Below are 18,340 nucleotides of genomic sequence, written 5' to 3' on the forward strand. Positions count from 1 at the left end.
GAACGAACCCGGTTCGAGATGGGCCGCGAGCGCGTCGCTACGGCTCCGGCACCGGATCGGGCGGCCGCTCGATCCCTCGGATCTCGAAGCGCGCGCCGCCGTCGGCCGCGTCGACCGCCGTGACGGTCCAGCCGTGCGCGGTGGCGATCTCCTGGACGATGGCCAGCCCGAATCCGGTGTTCCCCTCGGCGGTGCTCTGTCCCGGTTCGAAGAGGTCGTCCCTGACGGCGGGCGGGATGCCGTGACCGTCGTCGGCGACGTAAAACCCGTCCTCGAGGTCGCCGACGCGGATCGTCACGTCGTCGCCGGCGTGTTCCACCGCGTTTCGGACGAGGTTCTCGAACAGGTTGCGGAGGCGGTCGGGGTCGGCGAGCGCCTCGCGGTCCGTCTCGATCGCGAGCGACGCCGACTCCGTGTCGACGGTCTCCCAGCTGTCGGCGGCGACCGACGCGAGCGCGACCGGCTCCGCGTCGCCCACCGTCTCGCCCTCCCTGGCGAGCGTGAGCGTGTGCTCGACTATCGACTCGATCCGGTCGAGCGCGTCGGCGGCGGCGGCGAGGTGCTCGTCGGCCGCGCCCGCTTCGCGCGCCAGTTCGACGCGACCCTGGGCGACGTTGAGGGGGTTCCGCAGGTCGTGTGAGACGATCCCGGCGAAGGAGTCGAGCCGCTCGTTCTGACGTTCGAGCGCCGCCTCCCGCTCTTTGAACGCGGAGATGTCCTCTTGGAAGCCGACCCACTGGATGGGGCGACCGTCGTCGTCGCGGATCGGGGCGACGCTCACCCGGTTCCAGAACTCCGTCCCGTCGCGCCGGTAGTTCAGCAGTTCGACGCTGGTCGGCTCCGCGGCCGCGATCGATTCGCGGAGCCGTTCGACGGGTTCCTCATCGGTGTCGGGCCCCTGGAGGAACCGGCAGTTGACGCCGACCGCGTCCTCGCGGTCGTAGCCCGTCATCTCGACGAACCGATCGTTAACGTAGACCATCGGGTTGTCCGGACGGGTCGGGTCGGTGATCGTGATCCCGACCGGCGCCTCGTCGAGCGCCCGCGTCTTCGTCTCCAACTCGGCGCGCTGCTCGCGCTCGTGTGTGACGTCGCGGAGGATCCCGACGCTACCCTCGAACGACGGCCCCTCGTACGGCAGGGCGGCCATGTGGTCGCGGCACGGGATCGGCTCGCCGTCCTTCGGGACGATGTCGACGGCGAAGTGCTGGACGTCCGGCCCGGAGCCGGAGAGGATGGTGCCGAGGCGGCTCTCCGCCTCGCGGACCGCCGTCTCGTCTTTGATCAGTTCGGGCGTGCTGCCGACGATCTCCTCGCGGTCGTACCCCGTCAGCTCGGCGAACGGCTCGTTGACGAACCGGAACGTGCCGACGTCGTCGACGACGTACACCGGGTACCCGAGCGCCTCGATCACCGTCGAGTACCGGTCGGCGATCTCCCGAGTTCGGTGCTCGTCGACCGCCTGATCGACGCGGTTCGCGAGCCGCCGGAGCTGCTCGGGGCCGCCCTTCTGGAAGTAGCCGGTGACGCCCGCGTTGAGCGCCTGGCTGGCGATCTCCTCGCTCCCCTTACCGGTGTACAACACGAACGGGATCGTGCGGTGTCGCTCACGGAGCGTCTCGAAAAAGGACAACCCGTCCATCCCGGGCATGTCGTAGTCGCTGACGACGCAGTCGAAGGCCGTCTCGTCGAGGCGCTCGAGCGCCGCCGACGGGTCCGTTACGCTCGTCACCGCAACCGCGTCCAGTTCGCGTTCGAGGTACGCCTCCGTCAGGTCCAACACGGAGGGGTCGTCGTCGACGTGTAACACGCCGATCTGCTCGGACATAGCGGTCGATACTCTCGCACAGCATAAACGGATACCGGCCTAGCTATCGGTTCTGGATCCGGGCGTGCAGCCGATCAACGGAGGGAACGGGGAGATTAGCCGAGGGGAGTTTCACTCCCACCGCGCGTGGCTGATTCTTAAGGGCGTCGCGCGCGGACGGTCCGACGATGGCGGGCGAGACGCTCCCCGGGACGACGGCGAACGACGACGCCGACGGGAGCGACCGCGTCGTGTTTCACGTGGACATGGACTGCTTTTACGCCTCCTGCGAGCGCCTCCGCCGACCCGAACTCGCGGGCGAGCCCCTCGTGGTCGGGATGGGGTACGAGGCGGGCGAGACGATCGGCGCGGTCGCGACCGCGAGCTACGAGGCCCGCGCGTTCGGCGTCGAGAGCGCGATGCCCATCTCCGAGGCGCTGGAGCTGCTTCCGCGGCGCACGAACGCGGACCCGACGGATCCGGACGCCCCCGATCCCACCGAGACCGGACGCTACCTTCCGGTCGACCTCGACTTTTACAAAGACGTCGCGAGCGACGTGAAAGCGGTGCTCCGCGACGCGGCCGACGTCCTGCGAGAGGTGAGCATCGACGAAGCGTACCTCGACGTCACCGACCGGACCGCGTGGGACGTGGTGGGGGAGGAAGCCGATCCCCCGCCGAGCGCCGCGGCCGGTCCCGCGGAGGCCCGAACCCTCGCGGAGGGGTACGCCCGGTACGTCAAAGAGCGGATCGAACGCGAGGCGGGGGTACCGGCGAGCGTCGGCGTCGCGCCGAACATGTCGACCGCGAAGGTCGCCAGCGACGCGGACAAGCCCGACGGGCTCGTCGTGGTCCCGCCGGGCGCCGTCGAGTCGTTCCTCGCGCCGCTGCCGACCGCCGAGATCCACGGCGTCGGGCCGGTGACGGAACGCACCCTCGCCGAACTGGGTATCGAGACCGCCGGCGACCTCGCCGCGGCCGATCCCGACCGCCTCGGCGACGAACTCGGGGATCGAGGGGTGGAGCTGTTCCGACGAGCGCGCGGCGACGACGAGCGGGAGGTGACCCCGACGGGACTCCCCAAGAGCCTCTCGCGAGAGTCGTCACTCCCGGCGACCGGCGACGACGAGACGAAGCGGGAGACGGTGGCGGCGCTCGCGGCCGACGTGGCCCGGCGCGCTCGCGAGCGGGGCTGTCTCTACCGCACCATCGGGATCAAGGCGGTCGAGCCCCCGTTCGAGGTCAACACCCGAGCGCGGAGCCTCTCGGGGCCCGTCGACGACCCGGACCTCGTGGAGTCGGTCGCCCTCGACCTCCTGGCGGAGTTCGCCGGCGATCGGGTCCGCAAACTCGGCGTCCGCGTCTCGAACCTCGACTTCGCCGAGACCGATCAGGCGACGCTGACGGGGTTCGATCCGGCGGACACGGACGGCGTGGAGCGCGACCGCGGGTCCAGATCCCGGTCGATCGCACCTGACGACGGCGGCGGCCACAGGGACGGCGGGAAGCTCACCGACTGGGTCGGTGAGGAGCCGACGCACGGGAGCGCCGAGAGCGGGGGCGAGGGCGACGAGGGCGCCGAGAGCGGGGGCGAGGGCGACGAGGGCGACGACGAAACGGGCGGCGGAACCCCGGACCGCCGGTCGCGGCGGCCCGGCGGCGGACAGGCGTCGCTCGGAGACTGGTCCTAGTCGTCGAGGCCGCCGCGGTGAGGCGAAACGCATCGCCGGCGTCGAGCCCGCACTTTTAGGTAATCGACCGCGGAGTCCGAGGTATGGACGATCTCTCGTGGGAGACGCTCGACACCGCCATCGACTACCGCTGTCCCGGGTTCGACGTGCGCCGCGACGAGGTGCGGTTCCCGGACGGCGAGACCGACGGGTTCCACTACGTCGACGAGCCGCCCGCGGTCGTGGTGCTCCCGCTGACCCCCGGCGGCGACGTCGTCGTCATCGACGAGTGGCGACAGGCGGTCGGACGGACCAACCGCGGGCTCCCGGCCGGGACGATCGAACCGGACGACGGTGACGACCTGAAAGCGGCCGCCGCCCGCGAACTGGCCGAAGAGACCGGCTACGAGGCCGACACCTTCGAGCGCCTGACGACGGTCGAGCCGGCGAACGGGATGGCGAACGCGGTCCACCACCACTTCCTCGCGCGGGGCTGTGAGCCGACCGCCGAGCGCGACCTCGATCACAACGAGTCGATCGCGGTCGAGACCGTCCCGTACGACGACCTGCTCGAAGCCGTCGTCGACGACGGGCTCCGAGACGGGCGAGCGGTGACCGCCGTGCTGTGGTACGAACTGCTGTACCGGTGAGCCGGGGAAGCCGACGGCCGCCGGGGTAACGGGACAAGCCTTTCAGCGAACGGCCCGTATCGAGGCCAATGAGCGATCCTCCCGACGCCGGCACCGACGGCGGCGCCGCAGCGCACACCGACTCGAGCGCCGATCCGGCCGGCCATTCGACCGGAAACGACCCGACCGGCGGCGGCCGCGATCCAGACGACACGGGCACCGGCACGGTCGATTCGGTCGGTGCTCGACCGTCGGACGGGCCCGGCGGCGGTTCGGCGCTGAGAGCGGTCGGCGCCGCGTTCGGGCTCGGCATATTGGGAATCCTCGTGCTCCTCGCCGTCGCCACCGTCGTCGGAGGCGCCGTCTTCCTCGTCGCCACGATCACCGGTCAGCAGCCGTCGCTGGCCGTCTCGTTCGTCCTCCCGTTCGTCATGAGCCAGATCGTCGCGTTCCTCGGCGTCGGCCTCGCGTACCTACGCTGGCGGGGATTCGACCGGCGTGACATCGTCGAGTACCTCGGTCTCCGCCGACCGAGCGCGCTGGAGTTCGTGATCGGCGTCTTCGGGCCGGTCGTGGTGCTGTTCACCGCGCTCACCGTCGGGTCCATCGTGCTGCTGTTCGCCCCGGAGCCGGCACAGAACCAGGGGGCACAGACGGCGCTGGAGAACCCCTCGATCATCCCGATCATGATCGCGGCCATGCTGCTCGTCGTCGGGCCCTGCGAGGAGTTCCTGTTCCGCGGCGTCATCCAGAACCGGGCGCGAGAGACGTTCTCCGCCGCTCCTGCGATCTTCCTCGCCGCGGCCGTGTTCGCGCCGCTCCACGTCGTCTCGCTCGCGGGCGGCCTCACGGCGATGCTGACGACGGTCAGCATCCTGTTCGTGCCGGCGCTCATCTTCGGCGCGGTGTACGAGTACACCGGAAATCTCGTCGTCGTCGCGCTGATGCACGGGCTGTACAACAGCTTCCTCCTGACCATCGGCTACATCGCGATCACCTACGGTCCCGAACTGGAGGAGTCGGCGCAAGCGGGCGCGGCGCTGCTCGGGCTGTGAGGTGAGCCGCGACGGGCGATCCCCGACGGCGTACCCACTCAGCGGTACGAGCGGACTGAGGGGAGTAAGCCCCCTTCGGTTCATCCCGACATTCGGCTAAGCGTCCGCGCCGTGGCCGGACTACCTTGTGGCGCGGACTTGCACCGGCGAGGATTCGCCGTTCCATCCGTTCCCGCCCGTCGGCTCTCGACGGGTTAACTCCCTTCCCTTGCGGGTCGGTTCGCGCGTTCGCGGGTGACCCCGCGACCGCCGTCGGTCGCCGAAGCGACCGAACGCGTCTCATCGATCGGGGCGGGGGGTGTCGTTGCTGTTCCAGAGCCAGCCGTCTCCAACTCCGGGCGTGTGCCCGGTCGCCTGTCCGGCCGGTGGGGGGACTTTCCTCATGCCAGAGGCACGGGAGTCGGGCTCCCTCTGTCCGGATTCGGCTTGCCCGCCGCCGGGAATAAGCGGTTCGGTCGGCGACGTGGTCCTCGGGACGTTATTGTTGTTCAAGCAACATATACTCTACCGGGTCCCGTTAGTCCGGAACTTACCCCCGCCGAGAGGCGGGAATAGTGGCTTCGTAAGGGAAGCGTTCAAGTCGACAGCAACGTAAGGGACTATCATGTCCGAGGCTCAGACCGTTCAGCTGTCGTACGACGACGGTGCACGAGCGGTCGAACTCGCGCGGGAGGCGGTCGAGTCGTTCGTCCGACACGGACAACGTGAACAACCAGGGAGCATGCGCGAGGCGTTCTACGCCCGAACGGGCGCCTTCGTCCGGCTCGAATCCACCCGTGGCCGCGGTCGCCTTCGCGGCTGCGCCGGCGCGTGGGACACGTCCGACCAGCTGGGTCACGCCATCGTCGAGGCCGCCATCAAGGCCGCCTCGGGCGACTCCTGCGGCTCCGAGGTAGAGCCCAAAGAGCTCGACAACATCACGGTCTCCGTGTTCGTCGTCTCGAACACGGTGCTCACCAACGATCCGCTCGCCGACCTCGAAATCGGCACCCACGGCGTCGCCGTCGACGGCGGGAACTCCCACGGCTGGCTGTACCCGACGGTCCCCGTCGAGAACGGCTGGTCCGGCGCCGAGTTCCTCTCGCGCGCCTGCCGGAAGGCGAAGCTGCCCCCGAACGCGTGGGACGACGACGAGACGATGGTGACGCTCATCGAGGGACAGGTGTTCCGAGAGCGCGCCGACGGCGGCGCCGTCGAAGAGCTGTAGTCGCCGCGATTCTCGAATCCCGACCTCGAACCGTCCGCACTTTTCCCGACTCGTCAGCACCGCGAGGCGGGCCCAATCGTCCGCCTCGAACCCTCTATTCCGAGCCTACTCCGACTCCGTCCCGTATCCGACCGCGTCCGCATCCGCAAGCGCCCGGTCCGTCGCGGCGTCGAGGTCGAACGGCGTCTCGCTGACGACCTCGCCGCCGCGGATCACCGGTTCCATGAGCGACTCGGCCCCGTCGGGACCCGACCGGTCGGCCAGCCCGACCGCGTGTGCGCCGTCGGCCGTGCGGTACACGGCCTTCGCCCCGGAGAGCTTGCCGCGCTTGGCGGCCGGCTCGTCGTCGACCGCGACGATGTCGAGCGCGAAGTCGACGGGTTCGGCGTTCGAGACGTACCCGCCGACGCCGAACCCGTCGACCACGTCGCGGAGCTCGCGGAGATCGGCCGGCCCGAGGCCGCCGGAGACGTACACGTCCACGTCCTCGTGTCCGCGGGCGTCGAGCTCCCACTGGACCTCGCGGACGATGTGCCGGAAGTCGCCGCGCCGCGAGCCCGTGGTGTCGAGCCGGACGCCGTCGAGCCGATCGCCGAGGGCCTCGACGGCGCGTAACACCTCGTCGACCTCGTCGGAGTAGGTGTCACAGAGAGCGATCCGCGGGACCGCCTCGTCGACGCCCTCGTCGAAGGCGCGCCACGCGGCCTCTTGGTTGCCGCGGCCGAAGCAGATCGCGAGCGCGTGCGGCATCGTTCCCGACGCCTCCCGGCCGATCAGGTCCCCGGCGGCGACGTGCGAGAAGCCGTCGAAGCCCGCCACCAAGGCCGAGCGCTCGACCGTGGCCGCCATCGCGGGGTGGACGTGCCGGGCGCCGAACGAGAGCACCTGCGAGTCGGGCGCGGCGACCCGACAGTCCAGCCCGGCGGTCGCGATTCCGGACGCGTGCGAGAGGAAGCCTAAGAGCGACGTCTCGAACCGCGCGAACGACCGGTAGGGTCCCGTTATCCGCATCACTGGGCCGCCGTCGAACAGCCGCCCCTCGGGGACGGCGTCGACGTCGACGTCGCGGCCTTCCAGAAGCGCGACCGCGTTCTCCAGCCCGGCGAACAGCTCGAAGTCGCCGTCGGGGAACTGGTCGGCGGTCACCTCGGCGACGACGTGCGGGTTCTTTCCGGCCGCCGCCAGGGCGGCCTCGGTCCGCTCGAAGTACGCGTCGGTCGCGCGACCGTCCCGGATCGCGGCCGCGTCGACGATGTCGAACTCGGTCATACACGGGGTACGCCCGCCGGGGACGAAAAGCCAACCGGGTCGGCCGGCGCCGCCCGCGTCTCGTCGCCCCATCGATCGGGAGAGAAATTGGGGACGTGGGTCAGGGTCGAGATCGCCGCGCGAGCAGCGACGCCGCGAGCAGCCCCGCGACCGCGACGGCGATACCGAATCCGGGCGCCTCGCCGGTGGACGCGTCGTCGGTCGTCTGGCCGCCGTCGTCATCCGAGCCGTTCGTCGAGTCATTCTCCGAGTCGTTCTCCCCGTTCGCCGGGTCGTCGTCGGACACGTCGCCGTCCGTCTCGTTTGCATCGTCGTCCGTCCCGATCCCGTCGTCGGTCGAGGGAAGTTCGAGGTCGGCGTCGGGACGGAGTTCGAGCACGCCGGCCGGCTCGGGTGCGTGAGCGACGGTCACGGTCGTGCCGTCGCGCTCGATGCCGTACGCCCCGCGGAAGTCGCCGTCTTCGACCTCGTACACCGTTCCGGCTTCGTACCCCCCGTCGCCGTGGGCGGTCACCATCCGGAGGTACGCCTCGTGGAAGTCGGCCGCGTCCCCCGCGGTCTGCCACTCGGTCACCCAGACGTAGCCGTCGCGGGTGTCGCCGGCGTCGTCTCCCTCGGCCTCGGTGTTCCGGTACGGGTAGAGTTCGTCGCCCGCCCACCCGTCCGTCGCCTCGTGAGCGTAGTTGTAGTTCGCGCGGGTCCGGAGCTCTTCGTCGGGCCGGGTGTGGATGCGGACGTTTTCGCGGACGCTCGCCGACGGGTCGAGAACCGGGTACTCGTACGCGAAGCTCTGGTACCAGAACATGACGAACATCGAGGCCTCGCCCGTCGTCTCCGCGCCGTCGACGCCCTGCTCGGGATACGTCTCCCAGCCGCCGGTCGCCTCGTCCTCGAAGTCGACCTCGCGGGTCTCGTAGTCGGGGTTCCGATGGATGACCTCCGCGGTCGACTCCGGCGGCGATTCCATCGCCGCGTCGACCGCCACCCACCCCTCCGTTTCGACGAGTTCCTCGACGTAGAGCGCGCCGTCGGAGTAGGGCTGGAGTACGGTCTGCAGGATCCCGAAGTTGTAGTCGGCCGCCGACCCGCCGCCGCCACCGTCGGCGTCGGGCTCGTCGAGACACCGCCACTCGTCCGCGCAGCGCGCGTCGTACCGCTCCTCGACGTGAACGGCCTCGCCCTCGACGATGCCGTCGACGGCGAGGTCCCCGTCCTGCGTGGCGCCGACGTACCGCGGTCGCGTGAGATCGTGATACTGGTCTTGCATGCCGTGAACGAGCTCGTGAGCGAGCGTCGACGGGCTGATCTGCACCGCTTCGCCCTCCGGGATCACGAGGACGATCCGATCCTCGGACGGCGAGTAGAAGCCGGAGACTGCACCGCCGAACACCGTGTCGATGGCGTCGCCGCTCGCCTCGTCTTCGCCGACGACGAACAGCGCCTTCCACACCTGATCGTTCCAGCGCTGGAACTCGGCGTCGGAGTCGTCGTCGCCCGCGTCGGGCCCCGACGCGCCTCCGGCGGTGTCGTTGATGAACTCCTCGCGCGTGACCGTCTCGACGGGCACGTCCTCGCGGAACGGTCGCTCGCGGACGTGTTCGACGCGGGCCATCGTCAGGTCCGTCAGCGCTTCGAGCTCGGCGTCGGTCAGCCCGTCGCTCTGGTTGAACGCGAGTTCGTCCTCGTAGTGCGTGCCGTTCCAACAGCCGACCAGCTCGGTGCCGTCGCCGGTGTCGCACTCGGCCGCGGTCGCGCTGGCCGGCGCGTCGAAGGAAGCAGCGGTCGGTGCATCGGCGCCCGAGACGGCGGTGGCGGCGCCCGGAGCGGCGATGGCGCCGCCCGGAGCGACCAGGAGGAGGGCGAGTGTGGCGACCACGAGCGGGGGAATGAGAGCCCGTCGCATACCGTCGATTACGGCCGGCCCGGTAAGTAGTTTGCCGGTGTGGAAGCGTCACGACCCTGATTCGGATTTTTCACGCTCGGCCACGAACGGCCCGTCATGGCGTACGACCCGACCGAGACCGCGGTGATCGTCGTCGACATGCAAAACGGGTTCTGTCACCCCGACGGGAGCCTCCACGCGGGACCGAGCGAGGCGGCGATCGAGCCGGTGACAGCGCTCGTCGACCGGGCTCGCGAGGCCGGTGCGCGGATCGTGTACACCCGCGACGTCCACCCGCCCGAGCAGTTCGAGGACGCCCACTACTACGACGAGTTCGACCGCTGGGGCGAACACGTCCGCGAGGGGTCGTGGGACGCCGAGTTCGTGTCCGAACTCGACGTGCGCGACCGCGACCGCGTCGTCGAGAAACACACCTACGACGCCTTCTACCAGACGGGGCTGGAGGGGTACCTCGACGCGCACGGGGTGACCGACCTGCTGATCTGCGGAACGCTCGCGAACGTCTGCGTGCTCCACACCGCCGGCAGCGCCGGGCTCCGCGACTACCGGCCCGTCGTCGTCGAGGACGCGCTCGGCTACATCACCGAGGACCACCGGGAGTACGCCGTCGACCACGCCGACTGGCTGTTCGGCGAGACGACGACCCGCGAGGCCGTCGCGTTCGAGGGATGAGCGAACCGCCGGCACGGTGCCGGCACGGCGCCGTGCCGGCACCGACCCGAGACCGGACGAGAGACGTCGGAGACGATTATCAGGCGCGTGAATCGGCGTGTAAGCCTTTTGAATACCGGCCGGAACCGTCGCGTATGGAACTCTCTCGACGCGAGATGCTGGGCGGACTCGGGAGCGCGTGTGCGCTCGGGGTCGTCGGATTCGCCGGGGCGGCTTCGGTGACCGACGACGGACCCGATGGCGGCGGTGGAGGTGATGCCGGTGACGGCGCGTTCGGCGGTGACGCAGGCGGAAGCAGCGGAGACGGTAGCGCCGACGGGGGGTCGGTTGCGGCCGATCCGGACGCGCCGTTCGAGGCGCGGCTGCGCCGCGAGGGCGACGACGACCGGCGGCTGTTCGACGCGAGCGACTTGGCCCGAGTGCAGGGCGTCATCTCCGAGGAGAGCGAACATCTCGTGTACGTCGCGCTCGGCGACGACGGGGTGGACGCGTTCCAGTCGCGGCTCGCCGACGCCGGCGCGACCGACGATCCGACGGGGTTCGCCGTGTCGATGACGCTCGACGGAATCGAGGTCAGACGCGTCGAGCTGGACGACGCGACGGTCGACGCGCTCACCGACGCGGAGTGGGGCGGCGTGTTGACGCTCCCGTTTCAACAGGCCTCAGTCGCCGAGGACGTGTACGCGTCGCTGGCGGCGGACGACGCCTGATCGACGGAGGGGGGGTAAGCCGATCCGGGATCGATGGAGAGCGATTATTACGCGGGCGACCGTCGAGGCGAGCATGAGCGACACCGCGGACCGAGCGGACGGCGGATCGCAGGCGGACGGTGGGGGTCGCCCCTGTCCGCTCTGTGAGACGCCGATGTACCACAGACACTGCAAATACGTCTGTCCGGAACACGGCGTCGTCTACGACTGCAGCGACACGTTTTACTGATCGATCGCGGCGGGAAATTCCGGGGCGAGATCGCGGTACCGAGACCGCGGCGAGTCGCGTCGAGGGGCGACTTCGGGTTTCTCTGAGCGGTGCGAAATCAACCGCCCACGAAGTGAAAACAACAACTGATGTGCGAACTGTTATGTTGTTGGAGGCCGACTTTTTCTCCATGATGGGCGACCCGCTCGCAATCCTCCCTGCCGACCTCACGAGGTCCGCATGGTAGAGAAGACACAGGTTGCCCGGAGCAAGCGGATCCAGCGCCGCACCGGGAAGACCTTCCACGTTGCCACCCGGCTGCTGCCGAAGCGGATCCGTCACCCGACGTACGTGCTGTACGGGTTCTTCCGGATCGCCGACGAGGTCGTCGACGCCGAAGAGACCGCGCCGCCCGACGAACAGCGCGCCGAGCTGAACCGGCTCCGCGACGCCGCACTCGGCGAAAAGCCGACCGACGATCCGGTGTTGGACGCGTTCGCCGCGGTTCGCGAGGAGCACGGCATCGCCGACGACGACGTTCACTCGTTCGTCGACGCGATGGCGAGCGACATCGACACCGACCGGTACGAGACTTACGACCAGTTGGAGACGTACATGGACGGCTCCGCCGCCGCCGTCGGGCGGATGATGACGGCGATCATGGAGCTCGACGAGGCGGCCGAGGCCGCGGCGCTCCCGCACGCGACGAGGCTCGGTGAGGCGTTCCAGATGACGAACTTCCTCCGCGACGTTCGCGAGGACGTGATCGAGCGCGACCGGGTGTACCTCCCCTTGGAGACCCTCCGGCGACACGACGTGAGCGAGGAGCAGATCCTCGAGTTGGAGTTCGACGCGAACGTCGCGGCGGCGATCCGCGAGGAGCTCGCCCGCACCGAGCGGCTCTACGAGGAGGGGGTCGCGGGCATCAAGTACCTCCCGGAGGACTGCCAGCTAGCGGTGTTGCTCGCGGCCGTGCTGTACGCCGACCACCACCGGCTCATCCGGAACCTCGACTACGACACGGTGTCGACGACCCCGGAGCTGTCGTTCACCCGCAAAATCTCGCTGCTCGTCCGGACCCGGTGGAAGTGGCAGTGGAACAAGGACCCCGAAGCCGTGTTCTACGAGATGTGCCACGGCTTCGACGGCAGCCGGGAGCACCGCGAGCACGGGCCGCACGGCCCGGGCGTCGCCCAGTCGGACTGAGTGCGACGTGCCCCGTCGCCACCGATGAACCGTTTCTCGTACCCGAGATGGCGTCTCTCGCACCCCAGATGAACCGCTCCCGCTTCGTCGGTCTCGCGCTGCTCGCGTTCGGGCTCGTGTTCCTCTCGTTCGTCGTCCGCGGCACGACCCGACTTCTCGCGCCCTACGAACTGGCGGTCGCGCTGTCCGCGCCGATTCTCTTCGCCGCCGCCGGGCTGTTGGCCGCGCTCGTCGTGCTCGCGGCACTCGACGTGACCGGGATCCGTCGGCTGGAGTAACCTGCGCTGTTGAACTCTGTCGCGGCGGCGATGACCATTTATAAACAGATACGGCGGTGGCGCGCTCCGGTGAGCGCCCATCGGGCGCGAATCCGAGCGCGAGGTCGCCGGCGCTTTGCGCCGGCTGCCAGAGAATCTCCGATTCTCGCTGGAGTCGGCTCGGCGTTTATAAGCGCCAGCGACAGGGCGAGAGCAAGCTCTCGCTTGCAACCGGCGCGTGGCGCCGGTGACGAGGCTGGGGAGGCGTGAGGTGCGGGGCTGTGTGGCGCAGGTGAGCCATTGTCACCGTTCGCCCCTCGTTCAGTGGTTTATAAGCGGCCGCCAGCAACACCACTGCTTCGCTTATAAATAGCCGCTCCACCGGGTCGATTCACGTACTCTTGCCATCGTTCACGCAGTGGCCGCCAACGACCGGCTGTTTTGCACGTGAACGATCCGGAGAAGCGGTCGAGGCCGCTCGCCGGAGTGAGCAAGTCGGAACGCCCTTTTGACCGCGGCGCAGAGAGGGTGCATGGACGTACGAACCGTCGCCGACCTCTCGCCCGCCGAGCGTCACGCCTTCTTCGAGCGCGACGCCGGCGTCGACGCGGTCCGCGACGACGTGAGCGGGATCGTCGACCGGGTCCGGACGGAGGGCGACGTCGCGCTCCGAGAGTTCTCCGAGGAGTTCGACGGGGTCGCCGTCGGCAACATCGACATCACCGACGACGCCGAGCGCGCCCACGCCGAGCTCGACGACGCGAACGACCCGGTGCTCGACGCGGTCCGCGACGCGGCCGCCAACGTGCGCGAGTTCCACGAGCGACAGCGCCCCGAGGACTGGCGCGACGACTTCGACGGCCGGGAGCTGGGGCGGCGCTTCCGCCCGATCGACCGCGCCGGAGTGTACGTGCCCGGCGGGGCGGCGGCGTACCCCTCCAGCGCGCTGATGGGCGTGATCCCCGCGACCGTGGCGGGCGTCGACCACGTCTCGGTCGCGACCCCGCCGGCCGACGAGATCAATCCCGTCACGCTCGCGGCGATCCACGAAGCGGGCGCCGACGCGGTGTACCAGGTCGGCGGCGCGCAGGCGATCGCGGCGCTCGCGTACGGGACGGAGACCGTCACCAACGCGCAGAAGGTCGTGGGGCCGGGCAACAAGTGGGTGACCGCCGCGAAGGCGGTCGTGCAGGGCGACGTGGAGATCGACTTCCTCGCCGGGCCGAGCGAGGTGCTCGTGCTCGCCGACGGCACCGCCGACCCCGAACTCGTCGCGAGCGAACTCGTCGCGCAGGCCGAACACGACCCGAACGCGTCCGTGGTCGCGGTCACCGACGACACCGACCTCGCCGCCGCGGTCGCCGAGGCGGTCGAGGCGCAGGCCGGCGAGCGCGAGCGCGAGGAGACGATCCGGGCGGCGCTCGGCAACGACGCCTCCGGGGTCCTTCACGCCCGATCGATGCCCGAGGCGGTGCTGTTCGCCGAGGAGTACGCCGCCGAGCACCTCTCGATCATGGCCGACGACGACGAGGCATTATTAAACCGAATCACGAACGCCGGCTCCGTGTTCCTCGGGCCGCACTCGCCGGTCGCCGCGGGCGACTACGCGACCGGGACGAACCACGTGTTGCCGACGAACGGCGGTGCGAAGCGCTACGGCGGGCTCTCGGTCGACACCTTCCTCCGCTCGTCGACGGTCCAGCGGCTCGACCGCGACGCGCTCGCCGACCTCTCGGACACGATCACGACGCTCGCGGAGGCGGAGGGGTTGGAGGCGCACGCCGAGAGCGTCCGCAAGCGGTTCGAGTGAAGACACGGAGCCGATCAGGAGCGCTCTGGATCGATATGTACCGGATCGATCGGCACATACAGATACGTGGACTCTCGGTCCGGTACTGACTAGTTAGATCCCCAAAATACACCTCATAGCAGCCTTCTTACACAAAAATAGAGATCGTACGGTCGTAATGGTGGAACACACCGGCGAACGGACGGAAACGAGTTCGAGACGCCGATTCATCCTGGCCGGCGGGGCCGTCGGAATCGCCGGGGTAGCGGGCTGTACCGGTGGCGGCGGCGACGGGGCCGGCGGCGACGGGGCCGGCGCGGGTCTGGAGTCGAGCAGCGAGGACGGCGGCGATGGTAGCGACGGCGGCGACGGTGACGACGGCGGGTCGGGCGACCCGATGCTCACGGACGCCTCGGAGTTCGATCCCGCGGAGCCCAACTGGGAAGAAAACAACTACCTGATGACGGCCATCGCGGAGAACGACTACTTCCAGGGGAGCTCGACGGACCTGGAGAACATGCAGAACCGCGACATCGACGAGGTCGCCCACGGTGAGCCGCCGCGGGAGCTGCCCGAGGACGAGAGCGACTGGGTCGATCCCGACGAGCTCGTGTTCGTCGACAAACCCGGCGAGTCCGGGGAGGCGCAGTTCCAGGAGACGATCCAGCCGATGCTGGACCGGATCGAGGAGACGACGGGCCGGTCGGTCAGGTGGCAGCCCGTCGACTCTAACGCGGCGTCGGTCGAAGCGCTCCGGTCTGGGCGCGCCCACCTGGGGAACGTCTCGACGGGGACGACGGCGTTCGCGGTCAATCTCGGCGGCGCCGTTCCGTTCGCGGACCCCATCAGCCCCACGGGCCAGTTCGGGTACCGACTGCTGGCGATCACCCGCGCCGACATGGACGAGATCCAGTCGGTCGAGGACTTCCCGGACTACGACGTCGCCCACACGGAGCCGGCGTCGAACTCCGGGAATCAGGCGCCGTCGGCGCTGTTCGATCAGTACTTCGACGTGACCCCCGGGGAGGACTACGAGGTGGAGTTCTCGGGCGGCCACGACCAGTCCGGGCGCGGGATCTCCGTGGGCGACTACGACTGCGGCCCGATCTGTAGTACGTGCGTGGACGACCTCATCCAGGCGAACGACGACATGGACTACGACGACTTCAAAGTGGTCTGGGCCAGCAACCCGTTCCCGCCGGGGCCGGTCGTCCACCGCTACAACCTCCACCCGGACCTCGTCGAGGGGATCAAGGAGGCCTACATCGAGACCGACTGGACGGGGACCGACTACGCGGAGGCGACCGGCGAGGCCGAGTACGTCCCGATCGACTACAAGACCGTCTTCAACGACATCATGGTCATCCAGCGGTACAACGGCGTCGAGTACGAGAGCGGGAACCTGTAACGATGCTCGAAACGGAGAAGCTCGGAAAGACGTACCCGACCGGCGACGAGGCGCTCCGGGACGTCTCCGTGCGGATCGACGGCCGCGAAGTCGTCGCGATGATCGGCCCGAGCGGGGCCGGCAAGAGCACGTTCGTCCGGTGTATCAACCGGCTGGTCGAGCCGACGACGGGAAGCGTCCGCCTCGACGACACGGAGCTGACCGCGCTGGACGACGACGAGCTGCGGGACGCGCGCCGGAACATCGGGATGGTGTTCCAGGAGTACAACCTCGTCGAGCGGCTCACCGTGATGGAGAACGTGCTCTCCGGGCGACTCGGCTACGTCTCGAACTGGGCCGCGCTCCGGCGGAATTTCCCCCCGGAAGATGTTGAGCGGGCCTACGAGCTGTTAGATCTCGTCGGACTCGACGACATGGAGAACAAGCGAGTGGACGAGCTCTCCGGCGGCCAGCGACAGCGAGTGGGGATCGCCCGGGCGGTCGTCCAGGAGCCGAAGATCCTGTTGGCCGACGAACCGACCTCGAGCCTCGACCCCGAAACCTCCCGCGACGTGATGGAGCTGCTCACCGACATCGCCGAGGACCGCGACGTGCCCGTGCTGATCAACATCCACGAGGTCGACCTCGCGGAGGCGTACGCGGACCGAATCCTCGGCCTCCACGCCGGCGAGCTCGTCTTCGACGGGCCGGCGAGCGACCTCACCGAGGAGTCGAAGGGCGTCATCTACCGCGGCGAGGAGCCGCCGGAGTCGGCGGCGACCGACCCGGACTGGCTGTCGGGGGCGAGCGACGAATCGAGCTCGCGGAACGGGTCGAACGCCGGCTCCGATCGCGTGCCGGCGGAGGACTGACCGTGGCGACCGAGTCGTCTTCGCCGACCGGATCGGCGGGCGCGGCGGACCGACGGACGTGGCAGCGCCCGACCGCGTTCCGGAGCCGCCGGGTCAAGTGGCTGGTGTACGGCATCGTGCTCGCGGTGATCGCGTGGTCGGTCACGAGCCTCCGGATCACGCCGGGCCGCTTCCTCTCCGGGTTCGGGTACGGCTACGAACTGATCAACTCGATGCTGCCGCCCGAGACCGGCCAAGAGAACCTCCTTCGGCTGGCGGACCGGATGGTCGAGACGATCGCGATGGCGATGGTCGCGACCGTCGCGGGGATCGGGATGAGCCTCCCGGTGGCGTTCGGGGCGGCCGAGAACATCTCGCCGCGACCGACCTACTACCTCAGCCGCGGGATCATCAGCGTCTCGCGGGCGATCGACGGACTGATCGTCGCGATCGTCGCCGTCATCGCGCTGGGGTTCGGCCCGCTCGCGGGGATCGTCGCGATCAGCTTCAAGACGATCGGCTTCTTCTCGAAGCTGTTCGCCGAGGACCTAGAGGACATCGACATGGGCGGCGTCGAGGCGGTGGAGGCGACCGGCGCCTCCCGCTTTCAGACGCTCGTCTACGGGGTCGTCCCGCAAGTCGTCCCCCGCTTCGCCGGGCTCGCCGTGTACCGCTGGGACATCAACATCCGGTCGTCAACGATCGTCGGGATCGTCGGGGCCGGCGGGGTCGGCGTGCTCCTCCAGCGGGCCTACTCCCGGTACGAGTACGACTACGTGGCGGCGATCCTCGTCGCGATCATCGCCGTGGTCCTGGTCGCCGAGTTCGTGAGCGCCGTCGTCAGACGGAGGGTCCAGTGATGGCGGGTGCCACGCGCGAGTGGAGTCGATTTGACGCGCGAGAGCGGCTCTTCCGGATCGGCGGTGCGCTCGTCGCCGTCGCCGTCGTGGTCGCCTCGTGGGAGTGGCTCGACATGAGCCTGCAGTACGTGACCACCGCGCCGGCGCAGGTCGGCGACCTCCTCGGTCGAATGTATCCACCGGACTGGGGGTACCTGCCGAACGCGGTCGGACCGCTCGCCGAGACGATCCAGATCGCCGTCGTCGGAACGATCGCGGCGGTGGCGATGGCGGCGCCAGTCGCGTACATCACCGCCGAGAACACGACGCCGAACCGGGCGACGTACGCGCTCGGGAAGCTCATCGTCACGGTGTCGCGGTCGGTCCACACGATCGTGTGGGCGCTGCTGTTCGTCGTGATGTTCGGGCCGGGCGCGCTCGCGGGCACCGTCGCGACCGCGGTCCGGTCGATCGGGTTCCTCGCGAAGCTGCTCGGCGAGGAGATCGAGGAGATCAACTTCGGGCAAGTAGAGGGGATCCGGGCGGTCGGTGCGAGCCCCGCCCAGCTGCTGATCTACGGGATCGTCCCGCAGATCAAGCCCGCGCTCGTCGGGCTGACCGTGTACCGGTGGGACATCAACGTGCGCGCGGCGACGATCCTCGGCTTCGTCGGCGCCGGCGGTATCGGCGTCCAGCTGTTCGAGGCGATCGACTCGTTCGCCTGGCGAACGGTGTCGGCGCTGTTGTTCGCCATTCTCGCGGTCGTGCTGGTGAGCGAGGGGATCTCGGCGTACGCGCGCCGGAAGGTGCGCTGACACGGCGAGCGCACCCCGACGACGGACAGGGAGAAGAACGACGCGGCACGAAACGGATCCGAGCGG

17 protein-coding genes and 1 other RNA gene are annotated in these 18,340 nt (G+C 69.4%); 14 read left to right on the forward strand and 4 right to left on the reverse strand.

Annotated features, from left to right (window positions below):
* Nucleotides 1-37: 37 nt before the first annotated feature.
* Nucleotides 38-1,828: a PAS domain S-box protein gene (locus C461_RS11475; protein ID WP_008001395.1), complete on the reverse strand. Its 1,791-nt coding sequence runs from the start codon at nt 1,826-1,828 to the stop codon at nt 38-40.
* Nucleotides 1,829-1,995: 167 nt separating this feature from the next.
* Between C461_RS11475 and C461_RS11480 the strand changes: the two genes are divergently transcribed.
* The 3 genes from C461_RS11480 to C461_RS11490 all read left to right on the forward strand — a co-directional run bounded on the left by C461_RS11480 (nt 1,996) and on the right by C461_RS11490 (nt 5,161).
* Nucleotides 1,996-3,498 (forward strand): Y-family DNA polymerase, encoded by a 1,503-nt coding sequence (locus tag C461_RS11480; RefSeq protein ID WP_008001396.1) that lies wholly within the window; start codon nt 1,996-1,998, stop codon nt 3,496-3,498.
* 83 nt (nt 3,499-3,581) lie between these two features.
* Entirely contained in the window at nt 3,582-4,127 is a 546-nt protein-coding gene (locus tag C461_RS11485; RefSeq protein WP_008001398.1) for an NUDIX domain-containing protein, read from the forward strand.
* A 68-nt stretch (nt 4,128-4,195) separates the two neighbouring features.
* Nucleotides 4,196-5,161, forward strand: a complete 966-nt coding sequence (locus C461_RS11490) for a type II CAAX endopeptidase family protein (RefSeq protein WP_008001400.1) — start codon at nt 4,196-4,198, stop codon at nt 5,159-5,161.
* 53 nt (nt 5,162-5,214) lie between these two features.
* On the opposite strand, the gene rnpB is transcribed toward C461_RS11490, so the two are convergent.
* Nucleotides 5,215-5,577: RNase P RNA component (rnpB, locus tag C461_RS11650), an RNA gene on the reverse strand.
* A 188-nt stretch (nt 5,578-5,765) separates the two neighbouring features.
* On the opposite strand from rnpB, the gene C461_RS11495 reads away from it, so the two are divergent.
* Complete coding sequence (locus tag C461_RS11495; RefSeq protein WP_008001402.1) at nt 5,766-6,368, forward strand: TIGR00296 family protein; 603 nt, start codon at nt 5,766-5,768, stop codon at nt 6,366-6,368.
* Nucleotides 6,369-6,473: 105 nt separating this feature from the next.
* Here C461_RS11495 and C461_RS11500 read toward each other — a convergent pair whose 3' ends face one another.
* Together C461_RS11500 and C461_RS11505 are read right to left on the reverse strand one after the other, a co-directional pair.
* A complete protein-coding gene (locus C461_RS11500; protein ID WP_008001404.1) occupies nt 6,474-7,637 on the reverse strand; it encodes a nicotinate phosphoribosyltransferase in 1,164 nt (387 codons plus the stop codon).
* A 100-nt stretch (nt 7,638-7,737) separates the two neighbouring features.
* The gene (locus C461_RS11505) at nt 7,738-9,540 is read right to left on the reverse strand and encodes an Hvo_1808 family surface protein (RefSeq protein ID WP_008001406.1); all 1,803 of its coding nucleotides are present in this window, start codon (nt 9,538-9,540) and stop codon (nt 7,738-7,740) included.
* A 96-nt stretch (nt 9,541-9,636) separates the two neighbouring features.
* On the opposite strand from C461_RS11505, the gene C461_RS11510 reads away from it, so the two are divergent.
* The 10 genes from C461_RS11510 to phnE (C461_RS11550) all read left to right on the forward strand — a co-directional run bounded on the left by C461_RS11510 (nt 9,637) and on the right by phnE (C461_RS11550) (nt 18,274).
* Complete coding sequence (locus tag C461_RS11510) at nt 9,637-10,212, forward strand: cysteine hydrolase family protein (RefSeq protein WP_008001407.1); 576 nt, start codon at nt 9,637-9,639, stop codon at nt 10,210-10,212.
* Nucleotides 10,213-10,346: 134 nt separating this feature from the next.
* Nucleotides 10,347-10,922 (forward strand): hypothetical protein, encoded by a 576-nt coding sequence (locus C461_RS11515; RefSeq protein ID WP_008001409.1) that lies wholly within the window; start codon nt 10,347-10,349, stop codon nt 10,920-10,922.
* A gap of 73 nt (nt 10,923-10,995) precedes the next feature.
* Nucleotides 10,996-11,151, forward strand: a complete 156-nt coding sequence (locus C461_RS15860) for an HVO_2523 family zinc finger protein (protein WP_008001412.1) — start codon at nt 10,996-10,998, stop codon at nt 11,149-11,151.
* A 219-nt stretch (nt 11,152-11,370) separates the two neighbouring features.
* Entirely contained in the window at nt 11,371-12,336 is a 966-nt protein-coding gene (locus C461_RS11520) for a phytoene/squalene synthase family protein (protein WP_008001415.1), read from the forward strand.
* Between the two features lie 68 nt (nt 12,337-12,404).
* Entirely contained in the window at nt 12,405-12,614 is a 210-nt protein-coding gene (locus C461_RS11525) for a hypothetical protein (RefSeq protein ID WP_049906564.1), read from the forward strand.
* Between the two features lie 511 nt (nt 12,615-13,125).
* Nucleotides 13,126-14,403, forward strand: a complete 1,278-nt coding sequence (gene hisD / locus C461_RS11530; protein WP_008001418.1) for a histidinol dehydrogenase — start codon at nt 13,126-13,128, stop codon at nt 14,401-14,403.
* A 157-nt stretch (nt 14,404-14,560) separates the two neighbouring features.
* Complete coding sequence (gene phnD, locus C461_RS11535) at nt 14,561-15,790, forward strand: phosphate/phosphite/phosphonate ABC transporter substrate-binding protein (RefSeq protein ID WP_008001419.1); 1,230 nt, start codon at nt 14,561-14,563, stop codon at nt 15,788-15,790.
* Between the two features lie 2 nt (nt 15,791-15,792).
* The gene (gene phnC, locus C461_RS11540) at nt 15,793-16,641 is read left to right on the forward strand and encodes a phosphonate ABC transporter ATP-binding protein (protein WP_008001420.1); all 849 of its coding nucleotides are present in this window, start codon (nt 15,793-15,795) and stop codon (nt 16,639-16,641) included.
* A gap of 2 nt (nt 16,642-16,643) precedes the next feature.
* On the forward strand, nt 16,644-17,480 hold the full coding sequence (gene phnE, locus C461_RS11545; RefSeq protein WP_008001421.1) for a phosphonate ABC transporter, permease protein PhnE: 837 nt from the start codon (nt 16,644-16,646) through the stop codon (nt 17,478-17,480).
* The gene (gene phnE, locus C461_RS11550; protein ID WP_008001422.1) at nt 17,480-18,274 is read left to right on the forward strand and encodes a phosphonate ABC transporter, permease protein PhnE; all 795 of its coding nucleotides are present in this window, start codon (nt 17,480-17,482) and stop codon (nt 18,272-18,274) included. Before phnE (C461_RS11545) ends, phnE (C461_RS11550) begins: the two co-directional genes overlap by 1 nt.
* Nucleotides 18,275-18,340 lie beyond the last annotated feature (66 nt).

Source organism: Halorubrum aidingense JCM 13560 (genome assembly GCF_000336995.1).
GTDB lineage: Archaea > Halobacteriota > Halobacteria > Halobacteriales > Haloferacaceae > Halorubrum > Halorubrum aidingense.